Raw genomic sequence first — 21,572 nt, 5'->3', positions numbered from 1 at the left:
TAGCAGTGGCACACAAACACCAGTGAGTAACCGGAGTATACTAAGAAAAGTATGAAGTATGAAAAATCTTGATCCTTCATACTTTATTCTTCATTCTTAATTGCTGCTTGTGGAAATATCTTGTAAGTCTGAATACGCAATTCTTGCCTTATTAGAAATGGCAACTCATTATCAAAGCGGTGAACCGATGCAAATTCGACAGATTGCAGCACAACAAAACATCCCCGATCGCTATCTGGAACAGCTGTTAGCAACCTTAAGGCGCGGAGGTATAATCAAAAGTCAGCGAGGGTCTAAAGGTGGCTATCTCTTAGCACGAGAACCAAGGAGAATTAGCATCTTTGAGGTTTTGGAGTGCTTAGAAGGGTTAGATGTGCGAACCGATCAAGATGACATCAAACCCAGAACTGTAGACAGTTTTGTTGTGGAAGAAATCTGGCAAGAAGCTTGTCAGGCGGCAAACTCAGTGTTTCAAAACTACACGCTTCAGGATCTTTGCGAAAAAAGAGATTCTCGGCGGCAGTTGGATATCATGTACTACATTTAGTCAACAATTGAAACTCAGAAGTTAAAAGAAACATCGCTCTTGACTGTTGACCCTTGACCCTTGACTAATAAACTAAGGATAAAAACTAATTATGCGAATTGCTACTAACATAACAGAACTCGTCGGCCGTACACCCTTAGTGCAGTTGAATCGTATTCCTCAAGCAGAAGGTTGCGTGGCACGAATTGTAGTGAAATTAGAAAGTATGAACCCATCGGCATCAGTAAAAGACCGGATTGGGGTAAGTATGATTAGTGCTGCCGAAAAGGAAGGTCTGATTAATCCTGACAAAACAGTATTGGTAGAACCAACTTCCGGAAATACTGGTATCGCTTTAGCAATGGCTGCTGCTGCTAAGGGTTATCGGTTAATTTTGACAATGCCCGACACGATGAGTGGCGAAAGACGGGCAATGTTGCGAGCTTATGGGGCAGAACTAGAATTGACACCAGGAATTGAAGGCATGAGTGGGGCAATTCGTCGGGCGCAGGAAATAGTGAATAAAACACCCCATGCTTATATGTTGCAACAGTTCCGCAATCCCGCAAATGCGAAAATCCACCAAGAAACTACCGCAGCAGAAATCTGGGAAGATACTGACGGACAGGTAGATATGATTGTCGCCGGAGTAGGCACAGGTGGTACGATCACAGGTGTAGCAAAAATTATCAAAGCACGCAAACCCAGTTTTCAAGCGATCGCAGTTGAACCCAGTAATAGCCCAGTATTATCTGGTGGGAAACCAGGAGCACATAAAATTCAGGGAATTGGTGCTGGTTTTATTCCCCAAGTACTGAAGCTAGAATTGATTGATGAAGTGATTACAGTCACCGATGAAGAAGCGATCGCCTATGGTCGGCGTTTAGCTAGAGAAGAAGGCTTACTCTCTGGCATTTCCAGTGGTGCAGCCTTATGTGCTGCAGTTCGCGTTGCCCAACGACCAGAAAACGAGGGGCGTTTAATTGTAGTCATTCAGCCAAGTTTTGGAGAAAGGTACTTAACGACACCATTGTTTCAAGATTTGGAGGACAGAGTAGCAGCTAGCATCAGCTAGCTATAAATTGGATTGATGGCCGATTCTAACCACTACGAAATTCTCAAAGTTAGTCCCAATGCTAGCCAGGCGGAGATTAAGCAAGCTTATCGCCGCCTGGTAAAACTATTTCATCCTGACAGCAATCAGGAAACAGCAGATAAAGAGCAGATTATCCGCATTAATGCGGCTTATGAAGTTTTAGGCGATAGCCAAACCCGCTTAAACTACGACGAACAACTCAAAAATAGTGCCCAGAAATTAAATAGCCGCCAACAGCGGACAGCATCAGCACAGAAGCATTACCAAGCTACAAGGAAAACCGGAAAAGATGCTGATGAACAAGTTGAAGAGTGGTTGCGCCTAGTTTATCAACCAGTCAAACGTATACTTGCTTACATCCTCAATTCTTTAGAAGAGCAAATTGATGAATTAGCCGCAGATCCCTTTGATGACGAATTATTAGAAGAATTTCAAGAGTATTTAGATAGTTGTCGCCAGGATTTCAAGCAAGCACAAACTACCTTTCGTTCTCTACCCAATCCTCCCAGTTTAGCCAGAACTGCGGCCCATCTTTACTACAGTCTCAATCAAGTTGGTGATGGTTTAGAAGAGTTGGCTTATTTTCCTCTGAACTATGATGATCGCTACTTGCACACAGGACAAGAGATGTTTCGCATAGCTAGGAAATTATTTTACGAAGTGCAAGCTTCGGTGAAGCAATACACCTAGAATATCTTCTGGAAACGCGATCGCAGTAGCAAAGCATCCATATTAAAAATTCCCAGTCTGGCATTCAGGAATTTAATAGATATAGATATTATTCCCGTCGCTACAGATAAAGAATTTAGTTTATGCTGGATATAGAGAAAGATTAAGAAATTTTAAATTTTGCTCCCAGTGTACTCATGCAATGTATCGTAAATCGCCGCGCTCAGTTTTCGGCAAGTCATCGCTATTGGTTGCCCGAACTGAGTGAAGCTGAGAACACTCAGCAATTTGGTGCTTGCTCTAGATTTCCAGGACACGGGCATAATTATGTCTTATTTATTTCCCTGATTGGGGAATTAGATGAATATGGCATGGTATTGAACTTGTCTGATGTGAAACAAGTAATCAAGCGGGAAGTTACCAGCCAACTGGACTTTTCTTATCTCAATGATGTGTGGCCAGATTTTCAAGAAACTCTACCCACAACTGAGAATATTGCACGGGTTATCTGGCAGAGGTTAGCACCCCACTTGCCTTTAGTCCGCGTACAGTTATTTGAACATCCTGAACTTTGGGCAGATTATATGGGAAACTCAATGGAAGCCTACCTCACTGTTAGCACTCACTTTAGCGCCGCCCATCGGCTAGCTCACCCTAATTTAAGTAACGAAGAAAATGCAGAGATTTATGGTAAGTGTGCGCGTACCCACGGACATGGGCACAATTACCATTTAGAAGTCACCGTGAAAGGGGAAATCGATCAACGCACAGGTATGATTGTGGATTTGGGCGCGTTGAATCAGGTGATAGAAGATTACGTAGTAGAACCATTCGATCACACCTTTTTAAACAAAGATATTCCCTACTTTGGTGAAGTTGTACCAACTGCTGAGAACATCGCACTTTACATTAGTAATTTATTGCGATCGCCTGTGCAAAAATTAGGAGCCAAGCTGCACAAAGTGAAGCTGATTGAAAGCCCAAATAACTCTTGTGAAATTTACTGTACTGATGCGGAATCTAATTCTGTGAGTGCAAATGCAAATCAGCCTATGTTAGCGGGTGTTTAATAATTAAAAATTGGTAATTGGTAAGAGATTTTTTCTTTCACCCATTACCAACTCTTCATCTTTAAAAATAACGTCGCTGGGCTGAACGTCGCAAATAAATATAAATTAACCAGGCTATAGTTGCGAAGATTAAGTTAATTGCAAACCTCGTCACTGTATACCACAAGATATCAGGGTAAAAAAGCTGTGACCAACTCAGGTAACTAAGCTTTTGAGCTAGGAGAAATAAGGCAAAAATCGCATTACCACCTAACATCAGCGCAAATATTACTAAACCTCTTTGCCAGTAACGATGTTGGCTTGTTCTACCAGAAATCAAATTGATTGGGCGTTTACCTTCGACTCTTCGCAGTAATTGTTCCATTCGCCAAAACATCCACAACAGAAATGGAAATAAGCCATAGTTGAGAATAAGTAATGGCCATGAATAACGCCCCGTATTAGATAAAACATTAACTATGGCATGGCAAACCACAGAATTTAGCCAAGCCAAAAACAGTAAATTTCGGTTGTGGCTGAAATGCATCGCCAAAGCATAGCCCCAAGGGGCAGAAAACAAAGCATGAACTGGCGTACCAATAATCCGGGTAAGAATTGATGCTGTGTTGTTGAATAGATAAACACAGTTTTCTTGAGCAGTAAATCCTAAAGCAACAGCTATGGTAAAAATAAACACCGTACTAGGGCGCAATCGATACCTGCGTTGCAGATAGTGGCTTGGGGCAATCACTGCTACTAACTTACAACCTTCTTCAATCGGCCCAATTTCCACAAGTTGCCGTAAAGCAATACCAACAAGCGAGTAGTTCATTTGTCGCCAGTTAATAACCCAATTAGCTACAGTTTCAAAAACCATTTCTAAGCCGAGGGCAACAAAACCAGAGATTCCCCCCAAGATAAATAACAGCAGCAACTTTAACAGTGGTGGGGGCGTGGAAATACGGTAATGGTAGTAAGCAAGTAGCAGTATTGGTGGAATGACTGCCCACAGGACAAGTAAAAAATCAGCCACGTACCTGAGCAATAACAGTACGGTGACGAGGGCTATTGCTAGAAATTGTTGGAGTCTGGAAACCTGCTTCCACTAAAGCTTGTTCAATATCTAAGCTGAAATATTCATCTAGATAAGGTTCAGTACTTTTCAGCAGCGTCAAAATGTAAGGTGGCATTTTCACAAAAGCTTTTGCTTTGGGGTTCATATCCATAATTGCCAAATGACCACCTGGACGTAGTAAACGCCGCGCCTCTGCAAAAATTTGCTTAGTAGGCGCTTGGGGTAATTCATGGCAAACCAGAAAAATCGAAACTAAATCAAAAGCAGCATTTGGTAATCCGGTAGCTTCAGCTGGCGCATGAACCCAGTTAATATTTGCTTGACGTTGCTGTGAACGATATTCGGCCACTGCTAAAAAATAGGGAGATAAATCTAAACCTGTAATCTTAGCTTGGGGATAAAGCGCTTGTAAGGCAAAGGTACTCATACCCACACTACACCCAATATCTAAGATGTCTTGTGGTGGGTTGGGAAGTTGGTTTTTAAGAATATCGTGGTAATTTTGGCGCAGTTGCACATCACCTTGAGCTTCTGCACCTTGCCAAATTTTAGCGTGAACAGCATAAGCCGCAGGTTCTACCTCAAACGCTGCTTTCCAGCTCATATTTCCAGTTTCGTAGGCGTGGAATGAGGTGAGGTAATAGTCAGGGTAAGAAATCTGGGGATTTTCTACTTTCGCTAAATCTTTTGTCCAATCACGTGCTTGAAGTTGCTGTACTTCTTTTGTCCAAGGTACGCCCATTTTCTCAGCACGTTTAATCATCATCTGTCTGGCTTGATGCTTGGCTAAGTTGGCTAAAGGCTTGATAGCCAATACACCATTGACCAAGCGGGAAGCTAAACCAGGAGCATTATCTACAGCAGCAGTCATAGATCAATTTACGTTCAATTGCCTTTTTAACTTATGACATACTTGCTGACGGCCAGTCTAGCAACAGATGCAATTGTATAACTGCATTAAGCGACGCTGGAATGCAAAATATAACTTTATCAAATATATGAATCTGCGACTGGTAAGATACCAATATTTACAACAATCAGTTTTATCTACTCCGGCACGTGATGCCATTTTTACAAAACTATAACCAACTTTGAGATAGTATCAACAAAAAATATGGTAAGAGCAAGAAGACGAACCAGCAGTTTTTTAAAAGATTTGGCAAGAGATGCGTTACGCTGACGCTAACGCATCCTACGTGAATTTAAATAATCAAATAGGAGTTCTATTTTGTGTCAAATTATTAGTTAAATTGTTTCTGGATCGATATTTAATTCTCGCAGTTTAGCTGCTAATTTATCTGCAGTTTCTTCTGGGGTTGGTACTAGCTTGCCTGTCGGGGTAAAAAGTCTTAATAGTCCTTGCTCAATTCCTAAATATAAACCAAGCTGCTGACTCCATAAATGTCCTTGCTGATTTGGTTCTAGAGGTTGATATTGACAATCTACTAAATGAAAACCTGCAAATTCTAGTGTGTATGGATCAAACCAAAAATAGTCAGGGGTGCGAAAGGTATCTTGATAAATCTTTTTCTTTAATTCTTTGTCTGTACTTGCTGTTGATTCCGAGAGAATTTCCAGAATAAAGTTAGGATAGTTACCATCTTCTTCCCACACTACCCAACTTTTGCGGGTTTTGCGTTCAGTATTGAGTACCACAAAAAAATCAGGGCCGCGGAAGCTCTCAGTTTTCAGTTTTTTCCAGCTGTAATAAATAGTAAGATTGCCAGCAGCGTAGAAATCTGTTCTGTCTCGCCACAACCATTCAAGACATTTAAGTAAAAGAATTATTTGCTCTAGATGCAGTTCTGTTTCCAAAGGAGGCTCATCGCTATATAAGTCACCTGGCGGAAAAATAACATCCTCTTGGGTGTCCTGGGTAGCATCTAATTCTTTGGCGAGAGACATGGCTGAGGCTATGGCTATTTATGGGTTTATTTTAACGTTAGGGATTGGGGACAAATCAATTCAAAATTCAAAATTCGTCTTGAAAAGTTTGCTCAAGTCGGGAAACCCGCCCACGCAACTTTTCGCAAAATTCAAAATTAAAGAACTCCTGTGAATTGGGGAGATGAGGGAGATGGGCGAGATGAGGAAGGAGGGGAGAAATTGCCATTACCAATTACCAATTACCCATTACCCATTCCCCCTTCCCCTATTTTGCCGTTTTCGGTTTAAGTGCCAACAACATTTCTACTTGACTGGTGGATTTATCTGGACTGGTAGCAGTCACACCCAAACCCCGAATAGAAGTGAGAATGGCGTTGGCTTCAGGTGGTAGGGGTTTGGCTGCGGCGAAGCGATTTACTACAGTCATGGTTTTATCCATATCTATGTAAAAGTAGCCGCCATTGGGTTTTTGCAAAGTACCAGTTACAGCTTTAAAAGTTTCGCTACCGTCTAGAGATTGGTTTTTCTTAGTTGCGATCGCATCGCCAACTGGGCCACCAATAGCTATAAATACGGTATCTTGATCTAACCAGCCATGAGATAGTAAAGCACCTTGTTGTGGTACTTGCCATTCGGTGACGTTTTTACCATCAATAGTTCTTTGAGCAACTGTGACTAGTTGCTTTTTGATCAAGTCATCGAGTTTGCTGAGAGTGGCTTCGGCTGTTTTGCGATCGCTAGTATCAAATAAGAATGCTCCACCAAAACCCACGCTGGCTAAAATACCTTGATTAGCAGGAATCGCACCTAAAGCAAATTCCCCATCCATCCAGCCGAGAACTTCTTTATCTAAGTCCAAATTAGCGACTGATTTGAGTTGTTGGCGTACCTGTGCCACGGCTTGGTTAAATTCAGGGTAATCTTTGGACTGTTCTATTAAAGTTGTCCAAGTTTTGCTAATCCCTTGTCCACTAATTAAAGCAAAGGTTTCGGCAGGAAATTCCCCTACGATTTTGGCAGCAGTATTTTGATATTGGAATTTGTTGAGTTGGGAATCTAAATTAGCGATCGCTTTGACTCGCAAGCCTGCATCATCAACACCCACACCCGCCACCATCGATTTTACTTGCTGCAACTGCTTGAGGGTTTGGGGCGGTAATTGTGTACCTTGGGGATTAGCGGCTGCTAACTGTTGGATCATCCCCGCATAGTCAGGTATATAAATTTGTGCCAGGGTATTTTTGACATCTACACCTTTGCTCAGAATATTGCTGGCACCTTCTTTTGTGGCAAAGGAAGGTTGTCCTTTATAAGTATCAATTGCCTGTTCAATTGTTGGTTTTTCGGGAGATAAAAGTAATTGGCTATTATTTAAAACTACGGTATAGGTTGGTTTGCCTTTATCTGTGGCTTCTGTAATTTTTTCGCCTTTATATTCAATTTCTTGAAATGTAATACCTTTTTGCGCTTTTAATTTATTGCCAAAATTTAAAGCGCCGATTTTGTCTTTGATTCCCACTACCAGCAGCATCTTTGGTTCTGCTTGTAACTTGGTAGGTTTATTGGGTGCGCCAGTAGGAGGAGTAAATTGTGCGGGTTTAACGGGATTTGGTGGTAAGACAGCCATCATCACACCACCCACCCAAGGTTTTATGTCGTTTTCATAAGAAATGTTAGTATCTTTTAACAGATCTTGATTGAATGACTCTAAACCTTTGGCAACTAGCTGTTGTGCTTCGGGGGTGCCAAACTGCTGTAACTTCGCCCAAACTTGGGGATCGGTGGTAATGTAAGTTGCCATTAAGGCTGTAGAAGGTACTACCTTAGCGCTGCCTAAAGCACCTGCGCTATCGCCTGCAGGGCCTCCCTTAAAATACATATAGGCAGCTATACCCCCTGTGATCACTACAGCTGCACCAATAGTGGGAATTAAAAACTTTGATTTACTTTCAGGCATTGATTAGATCCTCGTTTCCCCAATTGTTATGGAGGCTAGTAAAAACGTCATTGTAGAGTTTTCGGAATTATTAATAAGTTGTACTAATTTAGCGGTATTTACTGACAAAACTAGTATTACTATACACTAAGGGTTTTAGGTTACTCCAAGAATTACTACAACATAATGACAAACAAATCCGTAAATAGTATGTTGTTTAACTTAAAAAAATAGCTTGGTCAACAGCAGCAAGTTATCCTAAGTTATAGAAATACTTGGGAGTATTTGTACTTAAGGGGTATCTGTCAAGAAGAGACTCTTGACTGAATACCAAGAAGTACAAGAGATCAACTGACATCAGGGAAAGCATATAAGGGAGAAACAAGGGCAAGATGAAAAATTTGTAATTCTTAATTGATAATTCATGAGAGAGTGTCAGGTAAAAATTTAGACGGCACCTGAAACTGTGCGGACTAAAAAATTTTGGGCTTGTCGCTATTTTGTGAATTACGAATTATGAATTAGTTATTAAACCCAGAAAAGCGTTCTTCCAGACTGCTGAGTTGATTGGGGAAGACACCCAATTTCACTATTTTTTTCACTACATCCAGCTAGACTTATCAGGATATAAGGTCAACAAGCATCAATGTCCAATTTTTATTTTGATACAGAAAATAACGGTCACAGATCTTTTGAGTTACCAGGGGCTAAACCTCATTACAATCCCGATCGCCCTGGACAAGTAGAGCATATTTTTTTAGATCTAAGTTTGGATATTTCTCACCAAAGTTACTCTGGTAATTGTAGTATTCGTCTTTTACCCGTCCGGAGTGGCATTGAAAGTTTGACTTTAGATGCTGTCAACCTGAATATTAAATATGTACAGGTAGACGAAGTAGAGCAAGAGTTTGACTACGATGGTGAAAAGCTAGTCATTAAACTTTCTAGCCCCACTCAGATAGGTAAACGGATAATAATTGCGATCGCCTATGCGGTGGAAAAACCCCAACGCGGGATTTACTTTATTCAACCAGATAAACATTACCCCAAAAAGCCTACCCAAGTTTGGACACAAGGAGAAGACGAAGATTCTCGCTTTTGGTTTCCCTGTTTTGACTATCCCGGACAACTTTCTACATCAGAAATTCGGGTGCGTGTTCCTAAACCTCTAGTAGCAATTTCCAATGGTGAATTGATTCGCACAGAGGAAGACGGTAAAGAGAAAATCTACCATTGGTCACAGCAGCAAATTCATCCTACCTATTTAATGACTTTGGCGATTGGTGACTTTGCTGAAATTAGTGATGAATGGCAAAGTAAACCTGTTACCTACTATGTAGAAAAAGGTAGGGAAGAAGATGCGAAACGCAGCATGGGCAAAACCCCCCGCATGATTGAATTTTTAAGTGAAAAGTATGGTTATGTCTATCCTTTTCCAAAATATGCCCAAGTGTGCGTTGATGACTTCATTTTCGGTGGGATGGAAAATACCTCAGCAACGCTATTAACTGATCGCTGCTTATTAGATGAACGCGCTGCTTTAGATAATCGCAATACCGAAAGTTTAGTTGTTCACGAACTAGCACACCAATGGTTTGGTGACTTACTAGTAATTAAACATTGGTCTCATGCTTGGATTAAAGAAGGTATGGCTTCTTATTCTGAAGTTATGTGGACAGAACATGAATATAGTAGCCAGGAAGCAGCATACTATCGATTATTAGAAGCGCGGAGTTACTTTAGCGAAGATAGCGGTAGATACCGCCGTCCAATGGTAACTCATGTTTACCGCGAAGCAATTGAACTTTATGACCGCCATATTTACGAAAAAGGGTCTTGTGTTTATCACATGATTCGGGCGGAATTAGGTGACGAATTGTTTTGGCCAGCAATTCATACATTTGTTCAGGATAATGCCCACAAAACTGTCGAAACAATAGACTTATTACGGGCTATTGAAAAAGCTACAGGACGAAATCTTACCTTTCTTTTCGACCAGTATGTTTATCGTGGCGGTCATCCTGATTTTAAAGTCGCTTACGCTTGGGATGGAGATGCTAGTTTAGCAAAAGTTACTGTCACACAAACCCAAGCTCAAAATAATAACAGTAAAGAGTTATTTGACCTGAGAATTCCTATTGGGTTTGGTTATAGCGAATCAGGAGAATCGCCACAACTAAAAACTTTTACTGTGAGGGTAAATGAAAGAGAACAAAGTTTCTACTTTCCATTAGAAACTAAGCCTCAATTTATCAGCTTTGATGTGGGGAATAATTATCTCAAAACTGTAACTTTGGAATATCCCATTCCCGAATTAAAAGCACAGTTAGAATTTGACCCCGATCCCCTCTCCCGCATTTATGCAGCTGAAGCTTTAGCGAAAAAAGGTAGCTTAGAAGCAACTAAAACATTATCTGCGGCTTTGAAAAACGATCCATTTTGGGGTGTGCGTGTTGAAGTTGCTAAACAACTAGCCGAAATCAAATTGGATCAAGCCTTTGATGGTTTAGTCGTTGGTTTAGAAGATAAAAGTCCTTATGTGCGTCGTGCGGTTGTCGATGCGCTAGCTAAAATCAAAACCACCGAAAGCTATAAAGCTTTGAAAGGCTTAGTTCAAGATGGCGATCGCAGTTACTATGTAGAATCAGCAGCTTGTCGTGCAATTGGCGCGATCGCCTCAGTTAACCTAGACGAAAAACCCAAAGAAGAAAAGGTACTCAAACTTCTCAAGTCGGTTTTAGAAGAAAGAAGCGGCTGGAATGAAGTAGTTCGCAGTGGTGCGATCGCAGGTTTAGCAGAACTCAAAACCTCCGAAGCAGCTTTAAACTTGTTGCTGGAATACACCAAACCTGGCGTACCCCAAGCCTTACGTTTGGCGACAATCCGCGCTTTAGGTAAAATTTCCGTTGGTCAAACTCCAGTCAATTTAGAACGAATTTTAGAAAGATTAGGAGAACTAGCCAAAGAAAGCTTCTTTTTAACCCAAGTCGCAGTCGTCACCGCATTAGGACAAATGGAAACACCCAAAGCCATCGGAATTTTGCGATCTCTAGCCGATCAAACTCCAGATGGACGTGTCCGTCGCTATGCTGATGAAGAAATTACGCGAGTACAAAGCAATATTGGTACAGACAATGCGCTGCGGACTTTGCGTGAAGAACTCGATCAACTCAAACAGCAAAATCAAGAATTGAGAAGTCGCTTAGAAAATTTGGAGGCTAAATCTCAGAGTCCTGCATCATAGTTGAGCAGGCGATATTCCAATCGTTGATTTAAGAGTGGGGAAGTTTTTTTGTGATCAGCTTCCCTACTTTTTATTATTACGCTTAATTTTCCAAGCATTATTACTGAGGTTTAAGTGTAGAAATAGGCTGTAATTTGGATTTATTTATACCAAATTATTAAGGTATTTTGTGTTAAATCAAGCCTCAGACAGTAACTTTATTGCTTTGAATGTATCGTCTGAAGTTAAGTTTTTACCTACTCTAAATATACTGAGTCTATCTGAAGTTTCACCTGTAGGGGAGATTTGGGATAAGCACCGAGCCAATGCTGATAAAGTTTCCGAATATTATGCTCAAGCAGGCGAAGGTATCTTTAATCGTTATGCTTGGCGAGTAAAAATGTGTTCCGAGTGGCTGGAGTTTCAATTATGCACCGAAGAAACGGAAGGGATTGTCCAGTTCAAACTCTCAGATGCCAAATTTTGTAGAGTTCGTCACTGTCCAGTTTGTCAGTGGCGGCGATCGCTAATGTGGAAAGCAAAGGCTTATAAGATTCTTCCACAAGTAGTTATCGATTATCCCAAGTACCGTTGGCTATTTGTGACTTTGACAGTTAAGAATTGCCAAATTGAGGAACTCAGGGAAACGTTGGATTGGATGAATAAAGGTTTTAAACGATTAACTGAATTAAAGGTATGGCCTGCTAAAGGTTGGGTAAAATCTATAGAAGTGACTAAAGGTAGAGATGGAGCCTCAGCACACCCACATTTACACATTTTGGCAATGGTGCAACCTTCCTACTTTAGTCATGGCTATCTTTCCCATGCAAAGTGGGTAGCATTGTGGCAAAAATCTTTAAGAATTGATTACCAACCAATTACTCATATTAGTGCGATCGCAAAGCATCATGATCCTAAAATACTGATCCCAGAAATTCTGAAGTATCAAGTTAAAGAGTCAGACTTAATCGGTGATAGAGAATGGTTTTTAGAGTTAAACCGTCAGCTACATAAAACTAGAGCGATCGCTGTTGGGGGTATACTCAGGCAGTATATGCAGGAATTAGAGGAGAACTACCAAAACCTCATTGATAAAAGTGAAGAGAAAGATGAGGTTGATCGCAGAACTTTGTCTTTCAGATGGGAACGGAAGTCAAAGAAGTTCAATAAAGAGTGATATCAGAGATGCTGTTTCATCAATAAAATCAATACCAGCAAAAGGTTACAGAGATTTAGAACCGTAGATACTGAGGTTTTATCTTACGGAAAGTTAATGACCAGCGGTGAGATTTGACGGGTAGCAGTTCATGGGGAATAGCGGAATTAAAGCTGATGACCTGACCATCTTCAAGGTGATGTTCTTGATTATCAATACACAAAGTCGCACATCCAATATTAACCAATACTAATTGTGGCTCGAAAACAGAGTGATCGCGGTGCTGTGTCATATAACCACCTGGATAATAATGACAGAGTAAGGCACAATCCCATCCTGGGAGAATAAGATTGCCTAGTCGATTAACCTTTTCATCCCAATGCCCTTTCTTAATAATTGGATTAGGTTTTAGTATGACTTCATAACCAAACCATTTATGGGTGCGACTGGAAACGTAATTGCTAGAAAGCATTTGCTGGGTTAGAGATTGATTATTGCACCAGTCATGAAGACTCTGCAAATCGCTACAAATATATCCATTTGTTGTCATTAAAGACATAGTTATCTCCTAGAAATTAAATTCATTCACATGAAATGCCAAACAAAATAGCTCCCAGCAACTTAATGAGTAGATTGGGAGTCAACATCATTTCGCATTTCATAAATTTTGGGGTGTTAGCCCCTTCGCCTTTTTTACAACCCGAAGGGAATAGATAATACACACCTTCGGTCATAGCGAAGTATTTAGAAAAACGGTTTTCCGAGATTTTATACACCTCACAGACAACCCGAAGGGTACACTAAAGCACACCTTCGGGCACAGCGAAGTATTTAGAAAAAGGGCATTTTTCATCCTAATTTCTTAGGCGTTAGCCTCCGGGAATTTAAGATTTGACCAATGGAAGTCAATAAAAAACCCCAGACAATCAAAGAATGACTGGGGTATATTTCTTACCTTTTCTCGAAACTAGGAAATAACGTCGATACGCAAGCTATGCAAAATGTTTTAATTTTATCCGATGATTATTGCTAACCTAGCGAAACTCATTGGAATTTTTAATGGTGTTATTAGGAACAGAATAGGAAATATCGAGTTTTTGTTTTTTAATTTTCTTGACAGGAACTCTCACCAAATAATAAGCACCTTTGCTAGCAATATGCTTGTATTCTTCAGGTTGCAAGTCCATTGCTAAAAATCTGTCTTTTTCAGCTAGCAGTAGTAAAGAATTAAGCTTGGCTGGTTGAGCATTTTGTTTGTGAATATAGTCTACAACTTCTGGTGCAGATGAAATGTAATTGACTGTTTTATGGCTGTAAAACACAACACTAGGCTTTTTGAAACCCAGCATAATTAATTCTTCTTTTGGTTGTTCTACCTGGGCAGCGATTGTAGCTAATTCTCGTAAAGGTTGCTGACGCTGCTGATCCATGACAAACAAAGTAGGCATCAAAACAACTGTAAAAAATATCACAAACCCTAACAGGTTAGCAGTGATAATCCATTGCCAACGGCGAGTTAGGGTAAACGCGGCAATCATGATGGCTACCAATAGCCAAATCATCCCCCCGATCGCTGGTAAACCCATCTGTTGAATCGACTGATACAACTCAGGTGCAGCAGGATCGTAACCTACTAACTGGGCGAGGTGAAATAATGCTGCAGCGACCGCAGATAAAAAGATGACATTTACCCAGCTACTCCAAACAAAAGATTTCGAGGCGATGACAGATTTGTTATTGTCGGCTTCTGGTTCTGGGATCAAGTCACTCCATAATAGTGCCACCATAATCGCCGCAGCTGGCATTAACGGCAATACATAGCTAGGGAGTTTGGTAACAGCGATGGTGAAAAAGCCAAAAACCCCTAGAAACCAAATGCAAGCAAATAAACCTAATTGCTGAGAACGTGCTTGAGAACGCCAGTGCGATCGCTGCCAAAACTTCAGTCGAATCATCGCGGCGGGTAAGTAGACTGAGTATGGAGCAAAGCCTAATAGCACTACTAAAAAGTAAAAATACCAGGGTGCTGAATGTCCATTAACTACTTCTGTGAAGCGTTCTAGATTGTGATACCCAAAGAACGAATTAATATAATTCCAACCATTACGCCAAATCACTAGCGCATACCAGGGAACTGATAATCCTAAAATAATTAGCAACCCCACTAGGGGACGCATTTGCCGCCATACTTCTACTAAGTTGCCTTGGTAGAGAACAAATGCACCGATAATTAATGCTGGTAATACAATTCCTACTGGGCCTTTAGTTAAAATCGCCCCAGCAACTAGCACATAACAAGCCCAGTACCATTTATTACTAGGGAATTGTGAATTCTGTGCGTAACCCAAAAAGAAGCATAGTAAAGCTGATGCGATACACCCAGTCAGCAGCATATCTGAGACACCAATACGTCCCCAAGCAATCATTTCTGGAGTTAGTGCCATGACAGTTGCAGCCAAACCAGCCGTTAAGTAACGGCGAACAGGGCGAGAAACTTGTTCTAACTCATCTTTTCTCGCTAGTGACCAATGTACTGTATAAAAAGCTAAAGCAACTGTCCCCATAGCCGCCAGTGCTGATGGGATTCGCGCCGCCCATTCATTCACACCCAAAATGCCATAAGCGATCGCTTGACACCAATAAATTAACGCTGGTTTATCAAAGCGTGTCTGGGCATTAAAGAAGGGAGTGATCCAATCTCCTGTAACGAACATTTGACGGGAAGCTTCAGCAAACAGTGGTTCGGTTTCATCAACTAAGCCAATGTTGCCTAAATTCCAACCATAAGCTATCCAACCAATCACAATTAACCACAGAACCGATACAGTCACAGCCAGCGCTGGACGCGTAAGTATATTTTTGCACCACTGGCCAACAGTGTGGGGAAGGCTCAATTTCATGTTCATTTGTTATCAGTCAATGCTCAAAAGTCTACAGTCAAACAGCACTTTGTTAATAGTCGTTGACTTGGTAGATTTTGTTCTTGGGAATTGGGCATTGGGCATGGGGCATTGGGCATGGGGTAATTGGTAATGGGTAATTGGTAATTTTCCTTTCCCCCAGTCCCCAGTCCCCAATCCCTACTTACTAAGTACTAGCCGCCATTCTCGGCTTTGAGAATCCCATGCTGGTGAAGATGTTTCCCCGACTACATAAGGCCCCCAGTAGCGCCTTGAACCATCTTGGGCAAAGGCTACGAGAATATCTCCCTTCTCTAGTTTTAAGTTACCGTTAGGCAGAGATAGAAGCAGTCCTTTTTCGCTACCTTCTTGGGGTTCAAAATCCCAATGGGCGGGAATATCTTGCTGAGTTTTGGACGCACCTTTCGCTGCTGACTGTCGTGCTAATAAAGCCAGGCGCACAGGCTGATTGGTTTGATTACTCATCCGCAATTTGCCTTCTCCTGCTTTGATACTTCCAGAAGATTTTTGACTATATGCCAATAGAGAAGTATCTTTATTAGTACTATTTTCTACCGCTTCAGCAGGTATAGTTACTGAAGAAGAAACATTCGTTGAGCTAACGGTTTCATGAGCAAAAGATGAAGAAGAATTGCTGGGTAGTTGAGGCGTTTCATTTGGTTGTGATGAAGTTGAGTTTGGATCTGTAGTTTCAAAAGAAACACTCATGCCAAAGCACCCCACCAGTAACCCTAACAGTCCCAAAGAACAAGCTAGAACAGCAGCGTTACGATACACTGACGTTTTCATATTGATAGTTATTTAGAAATAAGTATTTGTTTAGGCTTGTCCAAATCCTAGCCTATTCTCCGCCAGGGCAATTACTGTAATTGCCTACTATAGAGCCTCTTGAAAGCAAGTTATGCAATGTATCATAAATAGCATTTTCAAGAAACATACTGACAAAAATAATTACCTTGATTCTTTAACGAAAAATCAGGTGTAAGGCTGATTAATCAAGGCTATCTTTTGTTGAGAATGTGAAAAAGCACAAAAAATATAATACATCACTAGCAGATTTCTTCGGAGAAGCGCAAACAGTAATTTTGGTTTTACAAGTAGTGACAGTAACAAAGACTATGGTGACAAACCCCCAGATTGATCTGTGGAATGCACTTCATTTTTCTTAATATTTCACACTACATATTTTAAGATAACTCTGATTGTTAAGGGGTGGAACCCTATATTCAACAATTTTTGGAAAAGTTTTACTTACTTTCTGATGACACCCTGTATAAAATTTCATCAACACTGAAAATCCACTAGATATTTCAATCACTGCTCAAACAAGCTTATGCTAAAACCGATATCCTCTAAAAGAGGAATATTTTATGATTTCTTGACTTTTGGCTTGTGTCCTAACTATGCAAAATACTCGTATAAATAATTTAGTTGATGCTACTGCCAGGCAAATAGGGCTATGGTTTGTTAACCCTTGGCGGCGATTATCGCTACTAATAATTTGTTTTTTGTTTGGTTTCTTTCTCGGATCGGCAATTTCTACCAGTGCGGGACAAAAGGCAGAATTGGATATTTGGGTAGCAGCGGTTTTAGTTGTACTGACAGAAGTCAGTAGCAGAATCTTCTACAGTAGTAACTTTTTCTCAAGGCGATCGCTATGGGTGGAAGCACTAAACTTTCTCAAGGTTGGTTTTACTTACAGCCTGTTTCTGGAAGCATTCAAGCTGGGGTCGTGATTGGGGGGTTGGGGACAAATCAATTCAAAATTCAAAATTCAAAATTCAAAATTAAAGAACTCCTGGGGATGAGGGGGATGAGGGAGACAAACACCCAATGACCAATGACCAATGACCAATGACAAATGACAAATCTTTTGGAATTACGGCAGAAAATGTGGATGAGGTGATTCAAAGGCGATCGCATTTACTCAAATCTATCGAACCAGCTTTTAACCAGTTTTGTAAAACAACGCTGCAAGTGGAACCCCAGGCGATGTTGCATACCCTGTGGGAGTTATGGTTACCTTTGGCAATTAAAATTGCATCCCAGCGTCAAAAGTTGGGACATCCCTTAATTCAAGGAATTTTGGGTGTACAAGGAACTGGTAAAACTACCATGTCCCAAGCGTTAACTTTGATTCTGCAGGAGTTGGGATATCACACTGTCACTTTATCTTTGGATGACTTATACAAAACCTATAGCGATCGCTTAGTTTTATCACAACAAGACCCCCGTTTAATTTGGCGCGGCCCACCGGGAACTCACGATATTGATATAGGCTTAAATTTACTCGATCAGATTCACCAGTCACAAAGTCCAGTTGTGATCCCCCGGTTTGATAAATCTGCTTACAATGGTGCAGGCGATCGCACTACTCCAGAAGTCGCCGCAAATGTCGATATTTTGCTCTTTGAAGGGTGGTTTGTGGGCGTAAGACCAATTGATCCCCAGGCCTTTGATGATGCGCCAGCGCCGATTTTTACAGATGCAGATCGGACGTTTGCCAGGGATATGAATCGTCAGTTAGAGAATTATCTCCCACTTTGGCAGCGGTTAGATAGTTTAATCGTTTTATACCCTACTGATTATCGCTCATCCTTAGTATGGCGCAAACAAGCGGAACAAAAGATGATTGCATCTGGTAAATCGGGAATGAGCGAACAACAGATAGAAGAATTTGTACATTATTTTTGGCGATCGCTGCACCCGGAATTATTCATCACACCTTTGGTTAACTCTCCGCAGTGGGTTGATTTGGTAATTGAAATCAATAGCGATCGCAGTTTTGGCAATATCTATAGCTATAGCAAAGAAAGTTAAATTGGCTTACAGGCAGCAAAACTACCGCTATGCATAAAATATCGGTAATTCAAGCCCTTTCCCCCTTTTTCCCTTTACCTTTTCCCCGTTCTTCAAAGAAGTAGCACAGAAAAAATTTTCCAGCTTTGCGAAAAGTAGTTTAGTGGATGTGGAGATAAACAAAGACAATTACAAAGATGTTAATTAAAGGAATTCGTAATTGAATTAGTTACCTTTGAAAGGTTAACTAAATTCAAGACTACAATCATCAATATTTTGTAGTCTTTCCGTAAATATAAAATTACGAATTCATAATTAACGACTAATTTTGAATTATCTACATAAACACTACTGTCATTCTATTTATAGATATGCAACTAGCTGAAATTGTATCTGCCGAAAAAACAATTCCACTCGAGAATATTGCACAAGACTCTGACCTAAGTAAAGACATCCAAATTAACCTAATTCGCTTAGGATTGCTTGATCCACCTGCTGACGGCAAATTTGGCAGATTTTCCACTAAAGCACTCACAGATTTCCAATCTCTGTTGAAGATTTCCGAAACAGGATTAGGAAAACAAACTGCTGAGGCTTTAATTGAGAAAAAAGAAGCTATTCCTTTAAAGTTGGGCAATGATTTTGCTAGCCGCATCATTAAATATATGCAAAAGCAAAAATACTTTATTGCCGTAGGTAAGCAACAATATAATATTGTTTATGTCGAAGGAGTAAACGCTAACGGTCAACTCAACAGTGATAGCTTTAATCAATGGAACGACAGACGTATTGTCATTGAAATAGCTGCAGGAACACCACAAATTTTAGGGAACTGGTTAGCAACAACAGAACCAGGCGATTATTATACAAAAAATCCTCCCAACCCTAAAGGTGTTGCGCGCATTGCCTTTGGACAATACAATGCTTGGCGAGTTGGCTATCATTATGGCACTACAGGAGTAGAGACACACGAAGCCCTAGAGCAATGTGGGACAATTAGAGTACACCGCGATCGCAACAAAGATGGATTCCGTACTGGCGATCCCATAGATGTAGGTGCTAATTTCTTTATCAATCAACATTGGGGCTATGATAAGAGCTTAGTAGGTACAGCTAGCGCTGGTTGCTTGGTAGGTCAATCTCGCGAAGAACATAAAGACTTCATGCAATTAATTAAGCAAGACCGTCGCTATAAATTAGACCCCAAATATGTCTATTGGACAACTGTAATTCCTGGTGATGATTTAGTGAAAAATTTCCCTGGCTAAGAATAAAGAAGTAGGGTGCGTTACGGCTATGAAAGGATTTGGGACACAGAGACAATGGAATTTAGCCGTAACGCACCGTCGTATAGATGATGCGTTAGGCGCTAGGATAGTTCTTTCGTGAGAAATCATATTGGAAACCAGCGCCTAACGCATCCTACAATAATTTTATTTTTACTTTATAAATAACCTCTTAAGCATAATGTACCATTTCAATGCTTGAATGCGTTACGAAATCAATTCAACTTTTAATAATTGTCAGTTAAAGGCAAAAGGGGAATGGGAAAAGGTGCAAGAAAAAACCTTTAATCCTTCCCCTTTCTCCTGCGGAGACGCTACGCGCGAACACCTTTTCCCCAAACCAAATTCCTAGTTGAAAATCCTTAACCGAGCAGTATTGATTCAACTTCTCGATTGCAGCTTTTGAACTAATTCATAAAATGGTTGCCAATTATCTTCCTGCGCGATTGGTTCCCAAATAGATTCAATTACTGGTCGTAATAAAGCCGTTTTCGGATTAGCAACTGCGAGAGTTGCTGCAATTATATCTATTTGTTCAGGAGCAAAATTGTTTAAAATTTTATGGTACAAAAGACACCAGTTATCAAAAATTGTTGATGCTCCGCTAGCTGGTGCAATATCGGAATCATGTAAAACAAAAGCGGGATCGTTACGCCAGTTGATAGAAAAAGTACGAGCAATTTCAGAGAAAAAGTGATGATAACCGACTTGGCTAGTTTGCAAAAATTCAATTGTCAGTTCTAACAAATCATCAACTTCTGGAACTTGCAACTCATCAAAACCTAACTTTTTCAACATTAACGAGCGATATTCCGCATAATAATATTCTTCAAATTTTGCTAAACCAGAATCCAAATCAGCTTTATCAATTATTGCTTTTAAGGGTTCTTGGAGCATTTCTAGATTCAATCTACAAATACTTGGCTGATGTCCATAACAGTAGCGTCGATAATAATCAAAATAAGCAGCAGTAAAATAGGGATCGTAAGTTGGAATAAAGGCATAGGGGCCATAATCGAAGCTTTCCCCGGTAATTGACATATTGTCAGTATTTAATACTGCATGGCAAAAACCAGCCGCCATCCACTGTGCTACAAGTTCCGCAACTCTTTTAACTAATTCTGCATAAAATAAAGCATATTTATCTGGTTCTGCAGCTAGGTGGCGATAATATTGCTCAATTACATGGTCTAATAATTTTTGAGTTAAATCTGGACGACGCAGATAATGCGATCGCTCAAAAGTGCCAAACCGAATATGAGAACGGCTCATTCTCACCATGACAGATGAACGAGTCGGTGAAGGTTCATCACCCCGCCACAAAGATAAACCAGTTTCAATCATGGTTAAGCAGCGTGAGGTGCGTACACCCAAAGAATGCAAAGCCTCAGCAGCCAAAACTTCCCGCACTCCGCCTTTGAGTGTCAGCATCCCATCGCCGCCACGAGAGTAGGGAGTTCTCCCAGAACCTTTAGTACCAAAATCATATAATTCCCCATCTACACCCCGCACTTGTCCGTAGAGAAAGCCTCTACCATCACCCAAGCCAGAATTATATTCACCAAATTGATAGCCGTGATAACGCAACGCCAATAATGGTTGACGTTCTTGAAATTTACCAAAGGCGTTGATAAAGTCTTCATCGGTGACAGTTTGGGGATTTAACCCCAAATTGGGTAAAACTTCGTCATTACGCCAGCGCAGGATATGTTGCGGAAATTCTGCTGCTGCTACTTCGTCGTAGTAGTCATTCCCCAGAGATTCTAAGGCGGGTTCGTATTTGAGGTGAAGAAAAGGGTTGCGAGAATTTGTTTGGTTGGGAGTTTCAGCCAGAGTCATTAGAAGTAAAGCTTCATTAATTCTTCTCTTAATACTAACTCTGGGCACTAGCATCAGCGTCAGTTCTGCAAGCAGTCCCAATTAAAGAAATTTCACCGCCAAGTATGAAA

17 protein-coding genes are annotated in these 21,572 nt (G+C 40.7%); 9 read left to right on the top strand and 8 right to left on the bottom strand.

The window, feature by feature from the left end; all coding sequences use genetic code 11:
* Positions 1-109 precede the first annotated feature (109 nt).
* The 4 genes from AACU25_RS27285 (at position 110) to AACU25_RS27270 (ending at position 3,361) form a co-directional block, all read left to right on the top strand.
* The gene (locus AACU25_RS27285) at positions 110-547 is read left to right on the top strand and encodes an RrF2 family transcriptional regulator (protein WP_096581043.1); all 438 of its coding nucleotides are present in this window, start codon (positions 110-112) and stop codon (positions 545-547) included.
* A gap of 91 nt (positions 548-638) precedes the next feature.
* On the top strand, positions 639-1,601 hold the full coding sequence (gene cysK / locus AACU25_RS27280; RefSeq protein ID WP_096581041.1) for a cysteine synthase A: 963 nt from the start codon (positions 639-641) through the stop codon (positions 1,599-1,601).
* Between the two features lie 15 nt (positions 1,602-1,616).
* A complete protein-coding gene (locus AACU25_RS27275) occupies positions 1,617-2,312 on the top strand; it encodes a J domain-containing protein (protein ID WP_096581039.1) in 696 nt (231 codons plus the stop codon).
* Positions 2,313-2,488: 176 nt separating this feature from the next.
* The gene (locus AACU25_RS27270) at positions 2,489-3,361 is read left to right on the top strand and encodes a 6-carboxytetrahydropterin synthase (protein WP_096581037.1); all 873 of its coding nucleotides are present in this window, start codon (positions 2,489-2,491) and stop codon (positions 3,359-3,361) included.
* A gap of 61 nt (positions 3,362-3,422) precedes the next feature.
* Here the strand turns inward: AACU25_RS27270 and AACU25_RS27265 are convergent, their stop codons facing one another.
* The 4 genes from AACU25_RS27265 to AACU25_RS27250 form a co-directional block, all read right to left on the bottom strand.
* Positions 3,423-4,373, bottom strand: coding sequence for a PrsW family glutamic-type intramembrane protease (locus AACU25_RS27265; protein ID WP_096581035.1), 951 nt, complete (start codon positions 4,371-4,373; stop codon positions 3,423-3,425).
* Positions 4,366-5,286 carry a class I SAM-dependent methyltransferase gene (locus tag AACU25_RS27260; protein WP_096581033.1) on the bottom strand — a complete coding sequence of 307 codons (921 nt, stop codon included), beginning with the start codon at positions 5,284-5,286 and terminating at the stop codon, positions 4,366-4,368. The genes AACU25_RS27265 and AACU25_RS27260 overlap by 8 nt, the downstream gene beginning before the upstream one ends.
* 374 nt (positions 5,287-5,660) lie before the next feature.
* Positions 5,661-6,320 carry a Uma2 family endonuclease gene (locus tag AACU25_RS27255; protein ID WP_096581031.1) on the bottom strand — a complete coding sequence of 220 codons (660 nt, stop codon included), beginning with the start codon at positions 6,318-6,320 and terminating at the stop codon, positions 5,661-5,663.
* Between the two features lie 247 nt (positions 6,321-6,567).
* On the bottom strand, positions 6,568-8,259 hold the full coding sequence (locus AACU25_RS27250; RefSeq protein WP_096581029.1) for a DUF3352 domain-containing protein: 1,692 nt from the start codon (positions 8,257-8,259) through the stop codon (positions 6,568-6,570).
* Positions 8,260-8,884: 625 nt separating this feature from the next.
* Between AACU25_RS27250 and AACU25_RS27245 the strand changes: the two genes are divergently transcribed.
* Both AACU25_RS27245 and AACU25_RS27240 read left to right on the top strand, forming a co-directional pair.
* A complete protein-coding gene (locus AACU25_RS27245) occupies positions 8,885-11,482 on the top strand; it encodes a M1 family metallopeptidase (protein WP_096581027.1) in 2,598 nt (865 codons plus the stop codon).
* 169 nt (positions 11,483-11,651) lie between these two features.
* The gene (locus AACU25_RS27240) at positions 11,652-12,638 is read left to right on the top strand and encodes a protein rep (RefSeq protein WP_321206754.1); all 987 of its coding nucleotides are present in this window, start codon (positions 11,652-11,654) and stop codon (positions 12,636-12,638) included.
* 55 nt (positions 12,639-12,693) lie between these two features.
* On the opposite strand, the gene AACU25_RS27235 is transcribed toward AACU25_RS27240, so the two are convergent.
* From AACU25_RS27235 to AACU25_RS27225, 3 genes are all read right to left on the bottom strand, one after another.
* Entirely contained in the window at positions 12,694-13,176 is a 483-nt protein-coding gene (locus tag AACU25_RS27235; protein ID WP_096581023.1) for a hypothetical protein, read from the bottom strand.
* A gap of 475 nt (positions 13,177-13,651) precedes the next feature.
* A complete protein-coding gene (locus AACU25_RS27230) occupies positions 13,652-15,523 on the bottom strand; it encodes an ArnT family glycosyltransferase (protein WP_096581021.1) in 1,872 nt (623 codons plus the stop codon).
* A gap of 174 nt (positions 15,524-15,697) precedes the next feature.
* The gene (locus AACU25_RS27225; RefSeq protein ID WP_096581019.1) at positions 15,698-16,327 is read right to left on the bottom strand and encodes a hypothetical protein; all 630 of its coding nucleotides are present in this window, start codon (positions 16,325-16,327) and stop codon (positions 15,698-15,700) included.
* Positions 16,328-16,941: 614 nt separating this feature from the next.
* Between AACU25_RS27225 and AACU25_RS27220 the strand changes: the two genes are divergently transcribed.
* The 3 genes from AACU25_RS27220 to AACU25_RS27210 all read left to right on the top strand — a co-directional run bounded on the left by AACU25_RS27220 (position 16,942) and on the right by AACU25_RS27210 (position 19,605).
* Positions 16,942-17,274, top strand: a complete 333-nt coding sequence (locus AACU25_RS27220) for a DUF565 domain-containing protein (protein ID WP_096581017.1) — start codon at positions 16,942-16,944, stop codon at positions 17,272-17,274.
* Positions 17,275-17,392: 118 nt separating this feature from the next.
* Positions 17,393-18,358: a glycerate kinase gene (locus AACU25_RS27215; RefSeq protein WP_096581015.1), complete on the top strand. Its 966-nt coding sequence runs from the start codon at positions 17,393-17,395 to the stop codon at positions 18,356-18,358.
* Between the two features lie 350 nt (positions 18,359-18,708).
* Positions 18,709-19,605: a peptidoglycan-binding domain-containing protein gene (locus tag AACU25_RS27210; RefSeq protein WP_096581013.1), complete on the top strand. Its 897-nt coding sequence runs from the start codon at positions 18,709-18,711 to the stop codon at positions 19,603-19,605.
* Between the two features lie 399 nt (positions 19,606-20,004).
* Here the strand turns inward: AACU25_RS27210 and AACU25_RS27205 are convergent, their stop codons facing one another.
* Positions 20,005-21,462, bottom strand: coding sequence for a protein adenylyltransferase SelO (locus AACU25_RS27205; protein ID WP_096584136.1), 1,458 nt, complete (start codon positions 21,460-21,462; stop codon positions 20,005-20,007).
* Between the last annotated feature and the right edge of the window lie 110 nt (positions 21,463-21,572).

It is taken from the genome of Tolypothrix tenuis PCC 7101 (genome assembly GCF_963874875.1).
GTDB lineage: Bacteria > Cyanobacteriota > Cyanobacteriia > Cyanobacteriales > Nostocaceae > Aulosira > Aulosira tenue.
This window is presented reverse-complemented; position numbering and strand designations above follow the sequence as displayed.